This is a genomic window from Dyadobacter chenhuakuii (assembly GCF_023821985.2).
Taxonomy (GTDB): Bacteria; Bacteroidota; Bacteroidia; order Cytophagales; family Spirosomataceae; genus Dyadobacter; species Dyadobacter chenhuakuii.
This window is the reverse complement of sequence record NZ_CP098805.1, coordinates 3,783,281-3,803,680: the sequence shown is the minus strand read 5'-3', so window position 1 is coordinate 3,803,680 and position 20,400 is coordinate 3,783,281. Positions and strand designations below refer to the sequence as shown.

General features: G+C 47.2%; 12 protein-coding genes. 4 read left to right on the top strand and 8 right to left on the bottom strand.

Translation table 11 applies throughout. The features are described from left to right. Positions 1 to 26 precede the first annotated feature (26 nt). The 3 genes from NFI80_RS15730 (at position 27) to NFI80_RS15720 (ending at position 4,838) form a co-directional block, all read left to right on the top strand. Positions 27 to 1,454 carry an APC family permease gene (locus NFI80_RS15730; protein ID WP_235165159.1) on the top strand — a complete coding sequence of 476 codons (1,428 nt, stop codon included), beginning with the start codon at positions 27 to 29 and terminating at the stop codon, positions 1,452 to 1,454. Positions 1,455 to 1,710: 256 nt separating this feature from the next. After that, positions 1,711 to 3,261 carry a M20/M25/M40 family metallo-hydrolase gene (locus NFI80_RS15725; protein ID WP_235165158.1) on the top strand — a complete coding sequence of 517 codons (1,551 nt, stop codon included), beginning with the start codon at positions 1,711 to 1,713 and terminating at the stop codon, positions 3,259 to 3,261. A gap of 14 nt (positions 3,262 to 3,275) precedes the next feature. Next, the gene (locus NFI80_RS15720) at positions 3,276 to 4,838 is read left to right on the top strand and encodes a M61 family metallopeptidase (RefSeq protein ID WP_235165157.1); all 1,563 of its coding nucleotides are present in this window, start codon (positions 3,276 to 3,278) and stop codon (positions 4,836 to 4,838) included. Positions 4,839 to 5,217: 379 nt separating this feature from the next. On the opposite strand, the gene NFI80_RS15715 is transcribed toward NFI80_RS15720, so the two are convergent. Next, positions 5,218 to 5,691 carry a DUF6934 family protein gene (locus NFI80_RS15715; protein WP_235165156.1) on the bottom strand — a complete coding sequence of 158 codons (474 nt, stop codon included), beginning with the start codon at positions 5,689 to 5,691 and terminating at the stop codon, positions 5,218 to 5,220. Between the two features lie 298 nt (positions 5,692 to 5,989). On the opposite strand from NFI80_RS15715, the gene NFI80_RS15710 reads away from it, so the two are divergent. Next, positions 5,990 to 6,244 (top strand): hypothetical protein, encoded by a 255-nt coding sequence (locus NFI80_RS15710; protein ID WP_235165155.1) that lies wholly within the window; start codon positions 5,990 to 5,992, stop codon positions 6,242 to 6,244. Between the two features lie 205 nt (positions 6,245 to 6,449). Here the strand turns inward: NFI80_RS15710 and NFI80_RS15705 are convergent, their stop codons facing one another. The 7 genes from NFI80_RS15705 to NFI80_RS15675 all read right to left on the bottom strand — a co-directional run bounded on the left by NFI80_RS15705 (position 6,450) and on the right by NFI80_RS15675 (position 20,397). After that, a complete protein-coding gene (locus tag NFI80_RS15705; protein ID WP_235165154.1) occupies positions 6,450 to 6,911 on the bottom strand; it encodes a DUF6934 family protein in 462 nt (153 codons plus the stop codon). A gap of 80 nt (positions 6,912 to 6,991) precedes the next feature. Further along, the gene (locus NFI80_RS15700) at positions 6,992 to 8,377 is read right to left on the bottom strand and encodes an aminopeptidase P family protein (RefSeq protein ID WP_235165153.1); all 1,386 of its coding nucleotides are present in this window, start codon (positions 8,375 to 8,377) and stop codon (positions 6,992 to 6,994) included. A gap of 84 nt (positions 8,378 to 8,461) precedes the next feature. Next, a complete protein-coding gene (locus NFI80_RS15695; RefSeq protein WP_235165152.1) occupies positions 8,462 to 10,045 on the bottom strand; it encodes a RagB/SusD family nutrient uptake outer membrane protein in 1,584 nt (527 codons plus the stop codon). Between the two features lie 22 nt (positions 10,046 to 10,067). Next, positions 10,068 to 13,058: a SusC/RagA family TonB-linked outer membrane protein gene (locus tag NFI80_RS15690; RefSeq protein ID WP_235165151.1), complete on the bottom strand. Its 2,991-nt coding sequence runs from the start codon at positions 13,056 to 13,058 to the stop codon at positions 10,068 to 10,070. A 37-nt stretch (positions 13,059 to 13,095) separates the two neighbouring features. Further along, positions 13,096 to 16,626, bottom strand: a complete 3,531-nt coding sequence (locus NFI80_RS15685; protein ID WP_235165150.1) for a PVC-type heme-binding CxxCH protein — start codon at positions 16,624 to 16,626, stop codon at positions 13,096 to 13,098. An 84-nt stretch (positions 16,627 to 16,710) separates the two neighbouring features. Further along, complete coding sequence (locus NFI80_RS15680; protein WP_235165149.1) at positions 16,711 to 19,032, bottom strand: S9 family peptidase; 2,322 nt, start codon at positions 19,030 to 19,032, stop codon at positions 16,711 to 16,713. A gap of 201 nt (positions 19,033 to 19,233) precedes the next feature. Further along, positions 19,234 to 20,397, bottom strand: a complete 1,164-nt coding sequence (locus NFI80_RS15675) for an NRAMP family divalent metal transporter (RefSeq protein ID WP_235165148.1) — start codon at positions 20,395 to 20,397, stop codon at positions 19,234 to 19,236. Positions 20,398 to 20,400: the final 3 nt, after the last annotated feature.

Genomic DNA, 20,400 nt, shown 5'->3' with positions numbered 1-20,400 from the left:
TGCCTTTTCTAACCCAAAAATCTTTTATGTCAGTAGAATCCGTCCCGGAAAAAACCGCATTTAAACCCTCATTAGGTCTTGTAGACGCAACCATGCTCGTTGCCGGCAGTATGATCGGATCGGGGATTTTCATTGTCAGCGCAGACATTACGCGCAACACCGGGAGCGTGGGCTGGCTCATGTTTGTGTGGTTAATCACCGGTTTTATGACGCTCACGGCAGCATTGAGTTACGGCGAGTTAAGCGCGATGTTTCCAAAAGCCGGCGGCCAGTATATTTATCTCAAAGAAGCCTATAATCCGCTGATCAGCTTCCTGTACGGTTGGAGCTTTTTCACCGTGATACAAACCGCCACCATCGCAGCCGTTGCCGTTGCTTTTGCCAAATTTACAGCATATTTATTGCCTCAATTCAGCGAAGATATTGTCGCCATCGATCTCGGATTTTTACAAATAACGCCCGCCCAATTACTGTCCATTGTCGTCATTGTGCTGTTAACGTTCATCAATACACGCGGCGTCAACAGTGGCAAAATTATCCAGACCACATTCACATTAACGAAGCTTTTAAGCCTTTTAGGTCTGATCGTTTTTGGCTTGCTTTTTATGAAACCAGAGGTCTGGGCCGCCAACTGGGACTCAGCCACAATGTGGGACATGCACAAATTGAATGTAGACGGAAGCATTGCTTCTTATACAACTATCGCCGCTTTCGGCGCCATCGCAGCATCCATGGTCGGCTCCATTTTTAGTAGTGATTCCTGGAATAATGTAACTTTCATCGCGGGAGAAATCAAGAATCCGCAGCGTAATATCGGGCTAAGCCTTGCATTAGGAACCATCATTGTGACGGTGATTTATTTGCTAACCAATGTCATGTACACTGGCGTGCTATCCTTGCAGGAAATCGCAGCTTCGGACAAGGACCGCGTTGCTGTAACCGCTTCCCACGTCATTTTCGGCACTTCGGGAACGATCATTATTGCAGTAATGATCATGATTTCAACATTCGGTTGTAATAACGGTCTGATTATGTCCGGCGCGCGGGTTTACTATTCAATGGCCAAAGACGGGCTGTTTTTCAGCAAAGTAGGACAACTTAACAAGAATTCAGTTCCGGAATTCGGCCTTTGGATCCAGTGTGTAATCGCATCGCTCTGGGCCTTGAGCGGAAAATATGGTAACCTGCTGGATATGATCTCGTTTGTAGTGGTCGTGTTTTACATGCTAACCATCGTCGGGATTTTCATCCTAAGGAAAAAAAGACCGGATGCGGAGAGGCCTTACAAAGCATTTGGCTATCCATTTTTGCCAATCATTTACATTATAATGGGGTTGGCATTCTGCATTCTGCTCATTATTTACAAGCCAGAATACACCTGGCCAGGATTGATCATTGTGCTGCTGGGCATTCCGGTTTATTATATTATTGCTAGAAAAGAGATTAAGGCTTAGAATTTAAGATTGCTAGAATTGAAAGGAATCTAAGCTCTGTATTCTAATTCTAATAGCTTGCCGGGGGCTTAAGCCCCCGGCAAAAGAGAAATCAAGAAATTGAAGAAAAATAAATTAAAGAATCTATCTCAATTGATTGCCGGGGGCTTAAGCCCCCGGCAAAAGAGAAATCAGGAATTGAAAAAATAAATTAAAGAATTCTATCTCAATTCATTGCCGGGGGCTTAAGCCCCCGGCAAAAAGATAATCAGCTCCTATGAAAAAGATATTTTATTCATTGCTATTCTGTCCAGGGCTTCTTTTTGCTCAGGAAGTTGATCAGGCTGCCATTGCCAAAATCCGGAAGGAGGGCATGGAGAATTCCAAAGTCAAAGAAATCGCTCATCAGCTGACTGATGTTTCCGGCCCGCGTCTTACCAATTCTCCCGGCTTCCAGAGAGCTGCGGAATGGTCGGTGAGTGAGCTGAAAAAGTGGGGTTTGCAGAACTCTCGCATTGAAGATTGGGGCGAATTTGGAAAAGGTTGGCAGGTTGAAAAAAGTTATCTGGCCATGACCAAGCCTTATTATATGCCATTTATAGCCATTCCCAAGGCCTGGACTTCTGGCACAAAAGGGCCCATAACAGGTGAGGTTGTGGTTGTAAACATTCAGAATGAAGAAGATCTAAAAAAATATGCGGATGGAAAACTGACGGGAAAGATCGTTTTGGTAAAAGGCAATGCCGACACTGATCCATCATTCAAGCCCGATGCCGTGCGTTACACCACGGAGGATTTGGACAAAATGACCAACTCACAGCCATTTGGGCAGAGTAACTTCACACCCGAACAAGCCGAACGCATGCGCACCATGCGCAGTTTCCGCAGCCGGGTAGACAGCACCATGAAAGCCCAGAATATCAGCCTCGAACTCGCAGGTAGATCGGGAAAGCATGGCACATTTTTCACCAGCAACGGCGCATCTTACAAAGGCGATGCACCCTTAGCCGGGCCCGCATTTGAAATGGCTCCCGAACACGCAGGACTGGTGGCAAGACTCATTGAAAGCGGCATTCCTGTAACATTAGAAGCTGAATCAAAGACTTCATTTTTTGACAAAAAACTTACAACCGGCAATGTAATCGCCGAAATTCCCGGCGCAGATCCCAAGCTGAAAGACGAAGTGGTTATGCTCGGCGGGCACCTGGATTCATGGCATTCAGCGACTGGCGCGACGGATAATGCGGCGGGTTGCACCGTCATGCTTGAAGCGGTGCGGATTTTGCAGGCATCCGGCTTGAAACCCAAAAGAACCATACGCATTGCGCTTTGGTCGGGTGAGGAACAAGGGTTGCATGGCTCGCGTGCTTATGTAAAAAACACGTTTGGCGATCCGCAGAGCATTAAATTGCTGCCGGCACACGAGAAGCTTTCTGCTTATTATAACATTGATAACGGCACAGGCCGCATTCGTGGAATTTATCTGCAAGGAAACGAAGGTCCAAGGGCGATTTTTGAAAAATGGTTGGCACCGTTTTCCGACATTATCGATCACCCAACCGTCACTTCCCGCAATACCGGCGGAACCGATCACCAGAGCTTCGATGCTTTGGGTTTGCCCGGTTTCCAATTTATTCAGGACGGCATTGAATACGGCTCCCGCACGCACCACACCAATATGGACACGTACGAGCGACTTGTCATGGATGATCTAAAACAAATGGCCGTCGTTGTCGCCGCATTCGTTTATAACACCGCGCAATTGGATCAGAAAATTCCAAGAAAAGATCTTCCCAAAGCAAAGACAGCAGCGGGAGTCGGCCGATAACCTCAAAAACACCGATGAAATTACTAATCTGCTATCTCTCCATAGCAACCAGCCTCGCTTTTGCCCAAAAGCCGATGAAATACGCGGTGTCAATGGAAAATCCATCCAGCCACACGTTCCACGTAACATTAAACTACGAGCCGGAAAAGGGCGACAGTTTGGTTTTAAAATTGCCCGATTGGACGCCAGGATATTATCAGTTAATGGATTACGCATCTAATGTCAATGAGTTCAAAGTTAAAGGTTCCAATGGCAATGCCATAGATTGGAAGCGTTCGGGCAAAACCGGCTGGGTGATTTACACCAAAAAAGCAAGCACATTAACCATCGATTACGACGTAAAAACCACCCGAAAATTCGTCGCCACCAGCTATCTCGACAGCGCACATGCCTACATTACGCCTGCGAGCATGTTCATGTATCCGGATCAAAAGATCAATACGCGGGCAGAAGTGGCGATCATTCCCTACAAGGATTGGCACAATGTAGCAACTGGCCTGGATTCCATTCCTAAAAAGCAATTCACCTATTCCGCACCGGATTTCGACATTCTATACGACAGCCCGTTCCTGATCGGAAACCTCGAACAACTGCCTCCATTCAAAGTGAAAGGCATTCCGCACCGGTTTATTGGTTATAAGTTGGGTGAGTTTGATAAAGTCAAATTAATGACCGACATCAAAAAGATTGTCGAAAAAGCCTCCGCATTAATTGGTGACATTCCTTACAAACATTACACATTCATCGCCATCGGGCCCGGACAAGGTGGCATCGAACATTTGAATTCCACCACAATCAGTTTCAGCGGAGATCAGTTGAATTCGCGGGGCTGGGACGGCATGTTAAGCTTCATTACGCACGAATATTTCCATCATTACAATGTCAAAAGAATCCGCCCGATAGAGCTCGGACCATTCGATTACGAAAACGGAAGTCGCACCAATATGCTCTGGGTTTCAGAAGGCTTAACGGTTTACTACGAGCCTATTATCATGAAAGAAGCGGGACTCATTACCACCGAAAAGATGCTGGAATCATACAGAAGCCACATTGCAGAAGTAGAGAACAAACCCGGCCGCCTGCACCAATCTCTGGCCCAGGCCAGCGCCCAAACCTGGTCCGACGGCCCATCCGGCAGAACCGGTGAAGGAGCAGATCAAACCATTTCCGTCTACCGCAAAGGCCCCATCGTCGGCCTCCTCTTCGACTTCGCCATCCGCCACGAAACCCAAAACAAAAAGTCCCTCGACGACGTCATGCGGAAACTCTACAAAGATTTCTACAAATCCAAAAAACGAGGCTTTACAGAAAACGAACTCCGCGAAACCATCACAAAAGTAGCCGGCAAGCCGCTGGATGAGCTTTTTACTTACATCTACACAACCGCCGAACCGGATTATAAAAAATATTTTGGCTATGCCGGGTTTGACATTGACACTGCGCCAAAGCAAGTTGTGGGAAGTGATAAGACGGAAAAGACGTTCACCATTACGCCGATGAAGAACCCTACCAAATTGCAGAAAAAGGTTTTTGAGAGTTGGAGTAGGGGAATGAAGAAAACAGATTTACTTCCCTAACAGTTTTTCGTGTAGAAGCAAGGGCGTGTAGCGGTGGGTTTCGACGGATATTGTTAAGGATAATTCAACAGCTCTTGATAGATTAGTCGAATGGCTCTATTTCTCGAGTTGACAGTCGGCTGCTGCGGATTTCCGTAATGATCTGATCGGCTGATTTCTGGGACACAAACGCGCCAAACGATTTTTGGAATCGGGATTTCTTAGTGTCTCGATTCTTTTTGATTAATTTGAACATGCCGAAAAGTTCACTTATCTAATTTGGGAAGCCCCGATTTAGCTAAAATCTCGTTGACCTTTTTTAACTTCTCTGGGAAGTATTCCTTTCCGACTAGCTTGTTTAAGCTTTTATCAACTACAACAACTAGTCCTTTTGAATTTTTCAGTTTGCTTCTTTCCATGATGTGTATGTTTCTTTTCTTGTTAATAAAAATACTTCGTAATCTTCACCAACTACAAATTGTTCCCAATGCCCTTTACAGTTGTAACCAAATATAGCAAACTCCTCAATAATTTCAGCTAAGTTATTGGCAATGCCCATTCTGTATAAGCGAGTTCGTGCCTTTGTACTTCCGGTAGCAGTGATCCAGGCTTCCGGATATTTTTCTGTGAATGTATACAGTGTTGCTGCGACGGTAGCTAAGACCCTAACGCTATCTCCATTGTTGCTGATTGAAAGATCATTTATCTCATCGGAGATCGGATTATAATCACCGAAAGCAAGGTTGTAGATGTTTTCGACAGCGGTTTTAGAATAAATGACGCTTTTTTGAATTGAGCCTTTTGGGCCTTTACTAGTAAAATGATAGAGTAAAAATGAGTCGTTTGCGCGACTAATGTATTTGTTATGCTTCATTTATAGTGTGTTCTTAAATTCCCGACAAAGCTAAGAATTACCATGAATATTCCTCGAAGTTGTATTCACTTTTGCTTTTTCCACCAAACCAAGTAAGTTTACAGCGTCCAATTTCCCGAGTAAGCTGTTAATGCGTCGTCAACATTCGTCGGCTCTTATAAAGCTATATAATGCTGCGTACACCAATGAACGGTGTCGTAACTACCGTAATGGTTTGAACACCATTGCCTTACTCGGGTTGGACAACGGCAAGTGCGGCACCGTTTTTTGCAACACAAAACGTCCAATAAAGAGTAAAATGCACACATCAAAAATCCAAGAATCCCGCCAAAGCGCAGCCGAGGAGTTGCTGAGCAACTATCTAAATCAAGATGTTGACCTGATCGAAATCGAACGGATGCACAACGAAATGCTCCGACATTATCTCCGCCCAACGGATGAATGGAATCTTAGCCGTAAGTATGCGTTGCTCGCACTGGATACGAGTGAGGTGCTTACGCGGTTGTTGAAGGAGATTGGGGATTATGGGAAAAGCTGTAAGAGCGAAGCTTAGGCAAAAGAAAAGACGCATTCGAAGATGCGTCTTTTCTTTAATATTTATTTTTTCCTTAATTTACTAAGATCAGGCACTCCGGCTTGTGCTAAAATCTCGTTTGCCTTTTTAAGCTTTTCAGGAAAAAGGATCCTTCCGTTAAACTTTTCCAGCGAATTGTCTATGATAATAGTCGGTCTTTTCGACTTTGTTATTTCGGGTGTTCTCATAATGTGTATTCGTTTTCTCTTCTTGTTACTAAAAAAGCATGATATGACTTGTTAACAACAAATTCCTCCCAGTTCCTGTCATTACTATAACCAAATATAACGAAATCCTGAGAGATTTCAGCTAAATTAATGGTGATCGCCATCCTGTAAAGCCTTGTTCTAGCAGGCGTACTTCCAGTGAACAGAATCATAGCAGATGGATATTCGTCCGTAAAAGTATAAACTGTCGATGCAACCGTGGCTAATACTTTGTTACTGTCTCCGTTATCGGTTATGGTGAGATCGTTCATGGTATCGTTAAGGGGATCATAGTCACCAAAACCAAGATTGTAAATATTGTCAGAATCAGTTGCGGTGTATTCAATGATTTTCTCTACTAATCCTTTTGAGCCTTTACTTGTAAACTTAAAAACAAAAAGGGACTTCCCCGATCGACAGAGATATTTTGGTTTGTTCATTAATGGTGTGCTTCAATAATAGTGTGATCAACTTATTCCGCAAAGCTATAAGATTTCCGGAATAAGCATAACTTTCTTGATCACCCCCGCAACGCCTCAATCCCCCCAACATCCTTCACCAATTCCTTCCCCAGCACCCGATTTCCACCTTCCGTAATCACCAAATTATCCTCCACCCTAATCCCCGTAAAATCCCTGAACTGCTCCAATTTCCCATAATCAATAAACTGCGAAAGCTTATTCTCCGCCTTCCAGCGGTCAATTAATGTCGGAATAAAATAAAGCCCGGGCTCGACGGTAATTACAAAACCGGGTTCGAGGGCGCGGCCTAGGCGGAGGGATTTCCAGCCGAAGGTGGTGCCTTTGATGAGGTCGTCGGTGTAGCCTACGTATTGTTCGCCGAGGTTTTCCATGTCGTGGACGTCGAGGCCCATCATGTGGCCGAGGCCGCATTGGAAAAAGAGCGTGTGTACGTCATTTGCAAGTGCTTCTTGTGGGTCGCCTTTGATGATGCCGACTGATTTTAAGCCTTCGAGTAATTTGGTGGATGCTAATGCGTGGACCTCTTTGAACAAAACGCCTGGTTTGCAGGCTCCAATCGCTGAAACCTGCGCATGGAGCACGATTTCGTACATTTCTTTTTGAGTGCTGCTGAATTGCTTTCCGGCTGGAATGGTGCGCGTGAGGTCGCCGCAGTAATGCATGGCGGTTTCGGCTCCGGCGTCGCATAGTGCCATTTGGCCGTCGCTGATGATGCGGTCGCGGGCGTGTGTGTGCAGTGTTTCTCCGTTCACGGTCAGGATGATCGGGTAGGAGATGTCGCCGCCTTGGGCGATGGCGATGCTTTGTAATTTTCCTGCGATGGCTTTTTCCGTCATGCCCGGGCGCGTGGTGCGGATGAATTCCAGGTGCATGTCAATGGACGTGTTGACGGCTTTTTCGATCTCGGTAATTTCCTCAGCCGATTTGTACGAACGCATCGAAACAATGGCTTTGATCAGCTTGACTGAAGCGCGTTGCGTTGCTTCGGCAGGAGCGATTTTGAGCCATTCCTGCAATTGCAATGTATGCTCGCCGCGGTAGGGAGGCAGAAAATGCACTTCCTGTTTCCGGTTCTGAACATCACGCAAATAGCCTGAAAGCGCCGAAAGCGGTTTCATTTGCGTCACGCCAATCTTGGCAGCCTTTTCAACAAGCGGCTCCTGGTAACCCGTCCAGACAATGTCATCGATCGTCAGTTCATCCCCAAAAATGATTTCCTGATCATTATCAATGTCAATAACCGCATGGATCGAAGCTGTATCCAGCCCGAAATAATACAGAAAAGTGCTATCCTGACGAAATGGATAAACATTATCCTTGTAATTCATCCCCGACTCATCATTGCCGAGCAGAAGAATAAGGCCGCTCCCGACTTTCTTTTTCAAAGTATGGCGGCGTTGTATGTAGGTTTCTTTTGAGAACATGGTCATAATGTTAAACAAAAAAATCCTGCTCACCAACAGCGTCGGGAGCAGGAGCTTATTACCTAACCTTGTTTAAAGTTTTTGTTAATAGCCTGGGTTTTGTTTCAGGTTTGTGTTTTTGTCCAGCTCCGTTTGCGGGATCGGGAACAGGGCGCGTTGCTGGGCGTTGGGGCGGTGGTTGAACCATTTTTTGGTTTCGTATATACCAAACCGTATCAAGTCCTGGCGGCGGTGGGCTTCTGCTGCAAATTCCCAGCCGAGCTCATCCAAAAAGCGTCCGAACTTCACATCGTCTCCGCCCTGGCGCTCAGTAATGGTGCCGTCCGTGGCTTGGTAACCGTAGTTATAGCGACTGCCTTTTGCCAAATCTGCCGCAGTTACAGTTGCCTTCGCAGGGTTGGCTTTGAATGCGCGTTTGCGGACTTCCGTTACGATGGTTGCTGCTTCGCCGGCTTTGCCAGTGCGCAAAAGCGCCTCCGCTTTGATCATCATCACATCGGCGTAGCGAAGCAATGGGAAATCGTTATCCAGACTGCCTGTTGCATTCGGCTTGATTTTGTATTTTCCAATGCGGTAACCGTCGGTCGAAGCCGTTTTTTCAATGCTTGGGACTGTTTTGGAATAAGTAATTACGACTGCTCCGGTCGTTGCGTTCTTTTGCGGACCCATTACCCAGGTGTCGGCCAGGCGGCTGTCTTCGGCGTCGTAAGTGTCAATAAATTGTGGCACGGCGCAGTTTCCGCCCCATGGACCTGCATTCATCGGATACACAGTGCGGCTCAATGGGTCGAGCGTTTTCATGTGGATCTGGTTGCCGGTTCCGTAAATTTCATCGTAAGGAATCGCGAAAATGATCTCTTTGGAATTGAAATTGGTCCAGGTGAAAACATCCGAATAATTGGCGTCCAGCACATATTTGCCACTTTTTATTACATCATCCGCCTGCGCAATGGCTTTTTCCCATTCCGGTGTTCCGGTGTAAACCTGCGCATTCAAATATATTTTTGCCAAAAGCGCTTTCGCACCCCAACGGTTAAGCTGACCGTAAGTTGTCGAAGCATTTTCGCTCAGGTTAGGCATCACTTCAAGCAATTCTTTTACCACAAAATCATACACTTCCTTACGTGTGTTTTGTTTTGGTAAATTAATGTCTTTGAAATCAGTCACAATCGGCACATTGCCATGGTTGTCCAGCAAAAGATAGTAAGCCAATGCGCGCACGGCTCTCAATTCAGCTTCCACTTCCACTTTGCCTGCGGTCAAAGGAATTTCGCCTTCTGCAATTTGGGATAAAACCCTGTTTGCCGTGGTAATGCTGCGAAATGAGCTTTGCCATGCGTTTTCCGGCTGCCATTGCAGTGACGTCCAGGTGTGCTGGTGCATCCGGCGATAGGTTCCGCCGTCGTCCCAGCCATTCGGGCGAACGGGCGTAACGATGGCGTCGGCTGCTTCTTCCTGCAAGTCAAAATAGCCCTGCCAGCCCAGCATTAACCCGCGAAGGGACGAATAAACGGGCGCTACGATCGCTGGAAGGTCTTTTTCGGTGGGCTGGTAAGTGCTCGACAACACTTCTGAATAAACCTGTTCTTCGAGGTCGGTGCAGGAGTAGAGCGTGGCCGCACCCATCATGGATGCGAGGACGATGTATATTTTACTTTTATTGATCATTGTTTCAAAAGTTTGCTGTGGATCAGAATGTTACACTAAGGCCTGCTGTGAATGTCCGGGTTGTCGGATATTTGTCGCGCTGGTCACTTCCCGGGGCAAAACCCGTCATGTCTACGCCTTCCGGGTCAACGCCGGTGTAGCCGGTGATGGTCGCCAGGTTAAGGCCCGAAACGAAGATGCGGGCATTTTTCAAACCTTTCAGAGTAGGCAGCGTGTAGCCAAATGTGACGTTGTCAATTTTCCAGTAATCGCCTTTTTCAATGTAATTGGAAACATAAACAAGCTCATTATTAAGCACTTTGCCGTCGATCGGATCGTACGCCGTTTTCAGCATATTATAAGCCTTGTTTCTTGTGTTGTTATAAAACATACTCTGGAAGTTCAGAATGTCGAATCCAAACGCGCCGCGCATGTTTACAGCCAGGTCAAAGTTTTTGTAACGAACCGAGTTGTTCCAGCCTACATTGTGCTTTGGAATTCCATTTCCATAATACTGGCGGTCTTCCGGTGTCGCATTAGCAATAGGAATCACCTCGCCATCTTTGTTTTCAACCAGCCAGGCGCCTTTTTCATCAATGCCTACACTTTTCCAAACAAAAAACCGTCCGATAGGCTCGCCCACTTTCACGCGGTGCGTCGAAACCTGGATTGGCTCGCCGGTGTAACCTGCGTCAAAAAAGTCATTATCCGCTTCAAACTGGTCGTTGGAAAGACTTACGAGCTTGTTCCGGTTTGTAGAATAAGTGAATCCGGTGTTCCATTGGAAATTGGCAGTCTGCACAGGCACAATGTTCAAAAGCACTTCCATCCCCTCGTTTTTCATCGTTCCTGCATTGATTAACATCGAACCGATCAGGTAAGGAGGGACGGGAACGGGGAAATTGTAAAGCAAATCCTTCACTTTACGGCTGTAAAAATCCACCGATCCATTGATCCTGTTTTTCAGGAAACCAAAGTCCACACCTGCATTAACCTCTTCTTTTTTCTCCCAACGCAGGTCCGGGTTGAAGTTACGCGCCGGCACGAATCCCGGAACCCATTTTCCACCGATAAATGCACCTTCTGTACGCGTAAAATTATAGCTGATCTGCGACAAATAAGGATCACCCGCAATGGTTCCTGTCACACCGATTCCCGCTCTCAACTTAATTTCAGAAACGCCTGAAAGTCCTTCCATAAAGCGCTCCTTGCTGATTCTCCAACCCAAAGAAGCCGCAGGGAATGTTCCCCACTGATTGTTAATCCCAAAACGGGACGAACCTTCACGACGCACGCTGGCCATGAACAGATATTTCTCATCCATGCTGTAAGTCAAGCGACCGAAGAAACCGGCTAGTTGCCATTTGTTTTTCGTGCTTGACATGCCGGCTTGTCCTTTTTGCAAAGCACCGCCCGCCCCAAGGTTGTTCCAATCGTAAGCATCTGTCGGAAAATCCCAGTTGCTTGCATCAAATGCCTCATAAGTTGCATCCTGCCAGCTGTATCCGCCGAGTAATGTAAAACGGTGCTTACCAAATGATTTGGCATAATTTCCGGTAAATTCCAGCAGGTTTTCATTGTTCGCACTCGTGCTTCTGAATGCCGTCGCATTTTGGTTGCTTAGGCGCGTTGCCGTGTGGTTAAATGTTGTAGAACCGCCTTCCAGATTGCTGTTTTGAACATTAGAAACCAATAATTTGAAATTTAAATCAGTTATAGGCGCGTAATCCAAACTTCCGCTCATCCGCATTTCTTTAAACTTCGCTTCATAGTTCGATTCGTTCAAAAGGGAAACCGGGTTTTCATAAAAATAACCATCCCGTTCCTGCCAAGCGCCCGTTTCGGTTCTCACATTGTCTGTCGGGTTGCGGATCATGGCCTGGCGGTAAGCGTAGCCGTAAGCTGCATCATTATCAGCTGGCGAAACGGCTCCGTTGGACGACGTAATGCGGTTAATGATTTGAATGTTGGTTTTCAATTTATTATCAAACATCGCATGATTCAGATCGGCACGGCCTGTAAAACGGTTTTGACCTGATCTCAAAAAGATCCCTTCCCAGTTCCTGTAATTCACAGAACCCGTGAAGTTTGTCGTGCTGTTTCCACCGAAGAATGTCAGGTTATGGTTGTGGCTGACCGGTTTTTGCATGATTTCGTCGAGCCAGTCTGTGTTGCCACCGTAATCCGTGTAATCAATGCCTTCGCCGATTTTCTGACGGTAATCATCGCCGGTCAGCAGTTGCGGTCTGCGTGCAATGGTTTGAATGTTCACGTAATTGGAATATTCTACCGTCGAGCGCGTGTTGTTGCCGCGGTTTTTGCGCGTTGTGATCAGGATTACACCGCCTGTTGCGCGTGTTCCGTAAATCGCAGCCGCAGATCCATCTTTCAAAACATCCACAGATTCAATGTCTTCGGGCGCAACCGTGTTGAGGCCGCCGGGAATTCCGTCGATCAAAATCAGTGGGTTTGAAGTTCCGTTGATTGAGTTGATCCCGCGAAGGTTAATCTGGGTGTTGGAAGTTGGTGAGCCGCTGGGCGTGGTGATGCGCAAGCCGGCCACTTTTCCCTGGATCAATTGCGCGGCATCTCGAACCGTTCCTTTGATAAAATCCTCGCGCTTAATGCTCGCAACCGAACTCGTAATGTCGCCCTTTTTCTGGGTTCCGTAACCGATCACGACCACTTCCGTGAGCTGCTTCTGGTCCGAAGCCATTTCAATGTTGAAATCGTTTTGGGTGCCGACCGAAACTTCCTGGCTGGTGTAACCAATGTAGCTCAAAATCAGCGTTGCATCCTCAGGAACGGTCATTTTGAATTTTCCTTCGGCATCCGTTGCAGTTCCTATCGTGTTATTTCCTTTTACAATAATGGTCACACCGGGGAGCGGATTTTTATCTTCCGCTGAAACCACTTTTCCGGTAATCTGGCGATCGGCTGCCTGTGCATGGGCCGGCAGGACGAGCAGCATCGCTACGCTGCAAAGCAGGTAACAGGCCACTTCCTGAATAAGTCTGGATAATTGTTTATTCATGTGTCAAAAGTTAGATGGTGATAAAATTTTAGCTGGGTTACTTGGCTTCTTTATTGGACGGGTTTGACTCAACTTTCATAATTCCATTCATAATCCGCCAATGGCCCGGGACGGTGCATAAAAAAGGATAATCGCCGGGTTTTTCGGGGGCAATGAAAACAAGCGTCGTGCTTCCTTCCGGACTGATCAATTCAGTGGAATGAAGGATTTCTGGCATTTTTGGAATGTAATTCAATTCAATGGCATTGCTTTCACGCGCCAGCAGATCCGCAGCGGAGCCCACTTTTTCCAGACTTCCCGGAGCGGCGATAAGCAGGTTATGCTGCATAAAATCAGGATTAGTGAAGCGTATCGAGACTTTTTGGCCGGGTTTTACGGTAAATGTCTTTTTGTCAAATTTCATTTCATGCTCAATCACTTTCAGGTTGATCGTCACCGGCGTTCCTTTGCCTTTCCCAATCGCTTCCGGCTTGGCAACAGGCGCTGCTGCGGCCACTTTTTTCTCTGATTTATCTTTTGAAACCTGATTCAGCTGCATTGTGCTTTTTACATCCAGCCAGCCCTTTAACCGGAAATTTTCTGGATAATCGCCCACCCGGTTTTCGTCACGCAAGTCGCGGCCGAGGCGGATGTCATCGGGGTTGAATGGTTTGGTGAAAAGTGATGCTGCTTTGCCCTTAATGGGTGTTTCATCTTCGATTGCCAATGTCATTTCACCGCCTTCGGACAATGTTGCAACGGCATTGAAGCGCTCAGTTGGCAATGTTTGGTTGGAATGAATGTCATATGCTTTGCCGTCTTGTTTGATGAGCCAATGCAATTTTCCATCATTCATATAAAGACTGTAACCGTTCTCCTTATTGCCCTGCGAGGCCACAACGCCCGATAATGCTTCGTCGGCTTTGGTAATAATAGCCTTAATGGTGATTTCTTTGTTGGTAATGTCCGGTGGGAAAATCGGTGGCGACCAGAGATTGAGCACATAAGTTTCCTGCACCAAACCGCGTTCAATGCGGGCGGTTAATGTGGAATCTTTCAGCTTCGCAGCGGCATTTTTAAAGCCTGCTTCATGCTTAATCACGCCAGAGAAAATCGCCTGCTGCAAATATTCATCCGCCGCATTTTCCGAATCCTGACCGGCCAGATAAAGCATTTTGCCAATTTCCTCAGAAGCCGGCAAATCCGTCAATGCCTGAATCGCGGCAAGTCTAACTTTCAAATCAGGATCATTCAAAGAATTTGTCCATTTCAATGCAGAAAGCGTTTTATCGTTTCTTGGCAAAAGCTTCACTGCATTCTTGCGAACGCCCTCAGCCGGGTGCCGCACTGCCCGAACTAGCGTGTGATATGCCTCCTCATTCGAACCATCCAGCGCACCCAATCCCTGTAATGTCCAAAGCGCATGCACGGCAGGACTGTTCAAACCGATTTCATCCACAGACTGATCATTAACCAGCTTAATTAATTCAGGAACCAGTGTTTTGTGCTGTGCTTCTACGATCAATCTTTGCGCCGTAGTGCGCCAGAACATGTTGTCATTTTTCAATGCTGCCAAAAGTCCGGCGGGATCGTTTTTATCCAGTTTTACCGGTTGATAAGGTTTCGCATTTTTATAAACGACCCTGTATATACGTCCATGCTTGTTATCCCGCAACGGGTTGATGTATGCATTGCCTTTACCATTTTCAAAACCGCGCGGCGTAGGGTTATGCTGAATGATGAAACTATACCAATCCGCCACCCAAACGGCTCCATCCGGACCAACTTCCGCATGAACCGGCGAAAACCACTCGTCCGAGCTTGCTAGCAAATTGAAACCATTTTTCTCCTTATAACCCGCGCCATTTGGTTTCAGCATGGCCTGATAAAGCAAGCGGCCCGTCGGTTCGCAGACAAATGCGGTTGCATTCCAATATTGTTTTGGGAAATTTCTTGCGGTGTAAAGATTATGACCCGCCGCCGCCGTAAAGCCGCCGTGAAAATCCACCTGACGCAATGCAGGCGTCATATAATTCATATCGTAATGCGAATCGAGCTTGTAAACCGTGTTGCCCGAACCGTCGGCAACGGAGCGTTTGACATATTCCAATGGCATCGCGAAATGTCCGCTGTAATTGCCGTTAGCCGTTGAAATAAATACTTCAAAATCCTCCGAAAAACCCAATCCCCAGGTGTTATTGGACGTCCGGCCAATGTATTCCAAATTCTTGCCATCCACATCAAATGTGTAAATGCCCTGACTGAAATTCACCGGCTTATCATTCACCGTCCCGCGGTAACCCGCATAACCCAGCACGCCCCAGATCTTGTTATCCAGTCCATATTTCAAATTCGAAGGTCCGGCGTGCGTATCGCTTTTGCCCCAGCCGCTGATGATGTTCTCGCGAATATCGGCTTTGTCATCGCCGTTGGTGTCTTTCAGGAAAATGAAATGCGGCGCTTGGGCTACGATCACACCGCCGTTGGTAAATGTAAGGCTGGTCGGAATGTTCAGGCCGTCTGCAAAAACGGTAAACTTATCGGCCTTGCCGTCGCCATTGGTGTCCTCGCAAATCTTGATGCGGTCTTTTCCGGTTCCGTCTTCCGTTCTAATTTCATTGGGGTAATCTTCCGTTTCAATGATCCATAAGCGGCCTTTTTCGTCCCAGGCCATAGCGATGGGTTTCACAATGTCGGGCTCGGAGGCGAATAATTGTAAATCAAAATCAACCGGAACCTGGATCAATTTTGCAGATTCACCAGGCGAAAGCGGCAGCTGGAATTTGGGAGCCGGATCGCGTTTTTCGTAATTAGGAACGTCGGCATCTTTGAATTCTGGTGTGGGCAGTTTTAAGCTCGCATAGGCGGCTTTTGCATCATCATTGACAGCCCATAACACACCATTCAGCACCAGATCGTGAAACCCTTTTTGCTTCCAGGTGCGCTCGTCGTGGCCATATGCGGTGTAAAACACGCGGCCTTTTCCCTGCGTCCGCACCCAGGTCCAAGGCTCGCGATGCGTGCCTTCCACGCGTTCCTGCAAAATGTTAATGTCGGGATTGATCTTCGCATGCACATAAGTTTCATCCCAGGTTTCAAACTCCTTCAATCCCGCCATCACCGGGTGGTTTGGCTGCGTAATCGGCGCCGTAAATGTGCCATATTTATGCGTGCTGAACTGCGCACCGACTGCTTTGATATACCAATCAGAATTTTGAAAACAGAATGAAGCCGCATGCAAAGGAATCAACGCTTTTCCACTTTCGACAAAATCTTTCATCGCCGTTTCCTGCGCCGGTGAGATCACATTATGGTTGGCATAGATCATTAAGCCATCATATTTCGCCAGATTCTCTGCATTCAAAGCATTCAAATCCGAAGTGTACGTCAGGTTAATGCCTTTCTGGAACAAGGGATGTGCCAGCATCGGGAAGAATTTTTCCGAATAATGATGCTTGCTGTCATGCCCCAGAAACAGTATTTCAATGCGCCGCCCTTCGCTGGACTTTACTTGAACGGCCGTTCCAGATTTCCGTGTACAGCTGTTGATGAAGATGAAGCAGGTTAGTAAAAGCAGTAATTTTTTCATTATAAAAGGGCAAAGCTTTCCTGTTTGGATTATTGCAATTTTTGCAATCCATTACACCGTTTCCGGGCTGACGTCTGTTATGTGTTACTGTGGCGTTAGGTCTGTTTTATTCCTGCTCGGAGGCGTTACCCCCAATAATTTGTTTACAAAAAAGTCTCTCTTTTTCCTTCTTCCGTAAGTCCCGCCGTCGCTGTGGCCCATGCCCGGCACCACCAGCAATTCAAAATCTTTATTGGCTTTTATCAATGCATCCGCCACGCGGTAAGTCGATTCCGGTGGCACATTGGTGTCTGCTTCGCCCACGATCAGCAGCAAGTCGCCCTGCAATTTGGCTGCATTGGTAATGTTGGATTGTTCGTCGTAATGCTTGCCAACCGGGTAACCCATCCATTGCTCATTCCACCATTGTTTGTCCACTCGGTTATCGTGACAGCCGCAAGCCGAAACCGCCGCATCGTAAAAACTCGGGTGGAAAAGCAATGCGCCAAGCGAATTCTGGCCACCCGCAGATGTGCCGTAAACGCCCACCCGAGACGAATCCACGTATGCATATTGTGCGGCTAATGCCTTCATCCAGGCGATCCGATCAGGAAAACCGGCGTCAGCCAGATTTTTCCAGCACATATCGTGAAATGCTTTGGAACGGTTGGCTGTGCCCATGCCGTCCATTTGCACGACGATAAATCCAAGCTCGGCAAGGCTCTGCATTTCACCATAATAACGGAATGCTTTGGGCACGAACGAATCCTGCGGACCGGCATAAATGTTCTCGATGATCGGATATTTCTTCGTCGGATCAAACTTGCTCGGGCGATACACGATGCCCCAGATATCGGTTTGACCATCGCGGCCTTTTGCCTTAAAAATCTCCGGTAACTTAAAGCCTAGCGACAGATATTGCGAAATGTCGGCCTCTTCCAGTTTGGTAACCAATGAGCCGTCCGCCGTTTTCCGCAGCTCGGAAACCGGCGGGCTCATCATCGTTGAGTATGTATCAATGTAGTAAGTGCGGTCGGGCGAAAAAGTGAGCTGATGCGTTGCTTTGGCATGATCGGTCAATTTTACAAGGCCGCTGCCGTCGAATTTGATTCTGTAATAATGAATGTGATAAGGATCTTCATCCGCATTCATGCCGCTTGCCCGAAACCACACTTCGCGTTTCTGTGTATCAATGCTGTCAATGTCACGAACCACCCAATTGCCTTTTGTGATCGGATTTTTGATCTTGCCCGAAAGCTCATCCACCAGATATAAATGCCGCCAGCCGTCTTTTTCCGATGACCAGATTATTTCGTGCTTTTCGGGTTGGTAATGCGTGTAAATGAGGTTTTGGTAAATAAATGTCTCCGTTTTTTCATCGATCACATTTCGCGTGTCACCCGTCGCCACTTCCACATCAATCACCCGAAAACGCTGGTGCCCGCGATCTACTTTTTCATAAGTAAAATGCGTGTTATCGCCATGCCGCCAGCGAATGACCGGCGCTTCGAAAAAGTCAATAATGTCTGATTTAACTTTGGTAACCTGTTTGTTCTCAACATTGACCACAAACATCTCGTAAGACGTAAATTCATCGCCGGGCTGCGCATAACCACGCGTTTTCACCTCGCCCCGTGTCGTGTTCGGCAAGGACGACATAATGATGCTAATCTGCCTTTCTTCGTGCGGTGTTATGCGGTAAGCAACCAAATATTTTCCATCCGGCGACCAGCTTAGTTCGCCAAAAGGTTTCAGCGGGTTTCCCTCGAATGTGAGCTGCTGAGCGTCTTTTTCTTCTTTTTTGGTTAAATAAATATTCCCGTTTCTAATGATAGCCGTCAATTTTTTATCCGGCGAAATGCTGTCTGCCCGGAATGGTCTCCAGCGACTTCTTGCCCGCGTCCAGCCCATTTCTTTGGGACGTTCGAGGGGCAGTTTTTCAAGCTTTTTTGCGGTCTTTGTTTTGGTATTAAATGCAAACCATTTGCCTGTTGTCTGTACAAAAAGGGTCTGGTTTTTAGGGTCTGAATAAATTTCGCTGAGCAGCAATTTGTCAGCCGATAATGTCGAATCCAGTGCTTTTGAAAGTGCGCCTGCGAGCTCTTTTTTATCGAGCGGACTCGTCTTTTTACCCGTTGCTGTGTTGACAAAAATGTACTCGGTAAGGCTGTCTTTTAACACATTTCTATACCAGAATGAATGTCCGTCTGGTTGCCACGTAGGCTGGATCGAGGCTTTCAAAACTGTTCCTTTAGTCACCGAGTCCATGCGCTCCATGTGCTTGTATGAAGCACTGATTTCAGAAGCGTCAGGATGATAAGGTGCCAATACAGGCTGCTGAGCCATACTTTTGTGTGAAAGTAGGGAAAGCAGGGAGCCGGCAAAGACGGTCAGCAGTTGAAGCTTTTGACTGGTAAATTGCGCCATACTAGGAATGATTATCTTCAATTTCGTATGGGTAAAATTACCTTTATGGCAAGCAATAAACTTCGTGGTATTTAGCCCCTTTTTTACCGATATTAACTTATTTCAATGTTAGATTTTGCTTTTGGGTTAAAACAGCAGATTTAATTCGGGATATGTGCAGAAGTGTAGAATAAACGACGGTAAGCCCACCGGCTCGCTAGGTTAATAGATCCCGATTGCTAAGGCCGTCATGGCCGCAACCACAAGCCAGCCCATAATCAACAGCGCGTGCGAATGTTTATACGTCCCCATCAGACGCGATTTTCCGCTTGCAATCAGCAGGATAGCCAGCGCAACGGGAAGCACAAAACCATTCAGCATGCCGACAAAAACAAGCACTTTCACCGGTTTGCCAATGATTGTAAATACGGCAGTGGACATGGCGATGAAAATAATGGTCAGCGCGGCGTGGTGTTTTTCCAAAAACGGGTGGAACGAACGGACAAAAGAAATGGAAGTGTAAGCAGCGCCAACCACAGAAGTGACGGCCGCGCTCCAAATGACCAGACCGAAAATTTGCCGTCCGGCTGATCCGGCGGCTTGTTCGAAGATGGAAGCGGTGGGATTATCGGGATTAATGGTTGCGCCGGACATGACCACGCCCAAGGACGCCAGAAAAAGCAGATAACGAATCACGGTTGTGATCAAAATGCCCGTTGCGGCGCTTCTGTTCACTTCCGGCAATGATGCTTCGCCGCTGATCCCGCTATCGAGCAACCGGTGCGCACCCGCAAATGAAATGTATCCGCCGACCGTCCCGCCGACCAATGTTACTGCGGCCATCGCATTAAATTTCTCAGGCAAGATCGTGTGGTGCAGAGCCGCAACCAGCGGCGGATGCGACGTAAAAGCAACATATAAGATCAAAACGATCATTAATGTGCCGAGTACGCGGCTGAAAATATCCATCGCTTTTCCCGCTTCTTTGAACAGGAAAATCCCAATGGCCATGCCTGCGCTCAGGACTGCGCCGGCTTTCACATTCAAACCTGTCATCGCTTCCAGCCCCAAACCGGCGCCAGCGACATTGCCAATGTTGAACGCAAATCCGCCGAGGACGATCAGAAACGCTAATAGGAAGCCTAATCCGGGAAACAATGCATCGGCCAATTCCTGCGCGCGCTTGCCTGAAACGGTGATGATTTGCCAGATATTGAATTGCGCACAAAGGTCAATGATGACCGTGAGGAGAATGATGAAGCCAAAACTCGTAGCGAGCTGCTGTGTGAAAACCGTCGTTTGCGTCAGAAAACCCGGGCCGACTGCCGAAGTCGCCATCAGGAATGCTGCGCCTAAGAGCGCTTTCGAGGATTTTGAACTCGCCATTTT

Bases quoted from the DNA above. Each gene is read 5' to 3' on its own strand.
- NFI80_RS15725 (WP_235165158.1), top strand. From the start codon at position 1,711: ATGAAAAAGATATTTTATTCATTGCTATTCTGTCCAGGGCTTCTTTTT.
- NFI80_RS15715 (WP_235165156.1), bottom strand. From the start codon at position 5,691: ATGAAGCATAACAAATACATTAGTCGCGCAAACGACTCATTTTTACTC.
- NFI80_RS15675 (WP_235165148.1), bottom strand. From the start codon at position 20,397: ATGGCGAGTTCAAAATCCTCGAAAGCGCTCTTAGGCGCAGCATTCCTG.
- NFI80_RS15710 (WP_235165155.1), top strand. From the start codon at position 5,990: ATGCACACATCAAAAATCCAAGAATCCCGCCAAAGCGCAGCCGAGGAG.
- NFI80_RS15700 (WP_235165153.1), bottom strand. From the start codon at position 8,377: ATGTTCTCAAAAGAAACCTACATACAACGCCGCCATACTTTGAAAAAG.
- NFI80_RS15720 (WP_235165157.1), top strand. From the start codon at position 3,276: ATGAAATTACTAATCTGCTATCTCTCCATAGCAACCAGCCTCGCTTTT.
- NFI80_RS15685 (WP_235165150.1), bottom strand. From the start codon at position 16,626: ATGAAAAAATTACTGCTTTTACTAACCTGCTTCATCTTCATCAACAGC.
- NFI80_RS15680 (WP_235165149.1), bottom strand. From the start codon at position 19,032: ATGGCGCAATTTACCAGTCAAAAGCTTCAACTGCTGACCGTCTTTGCC.
- NFI80_RS15705 (WP_235165154.1), bottom strand. From the start codon at position 6,911: ATGAACAAACCAAAATATCTCTGTCGATCGGGGAAGTCCCTTTTTGTT.
- NFI80_RS15695 (WP_235165152.1), bottom strand. From the start codon at position 10,045: ATGATCAATAAAAGTAAAATATACATCGTCCTCGCATCCATGATGGGT.
- NFI80_RS15690 (WP_235165151.1), bottom strand. From the start codon at position 13,058: ATGAATAAACAATTATCCAGACTTATTCAGGAAGTGGCCTGTTACCTG.
- NFI80_RS15730 (WP_235165159.1), top strand. From the start codon at position 27: ATGTCAGTAGAATCCGTCCCGGAAAAAACCGCATTTAAACCCTCATTA.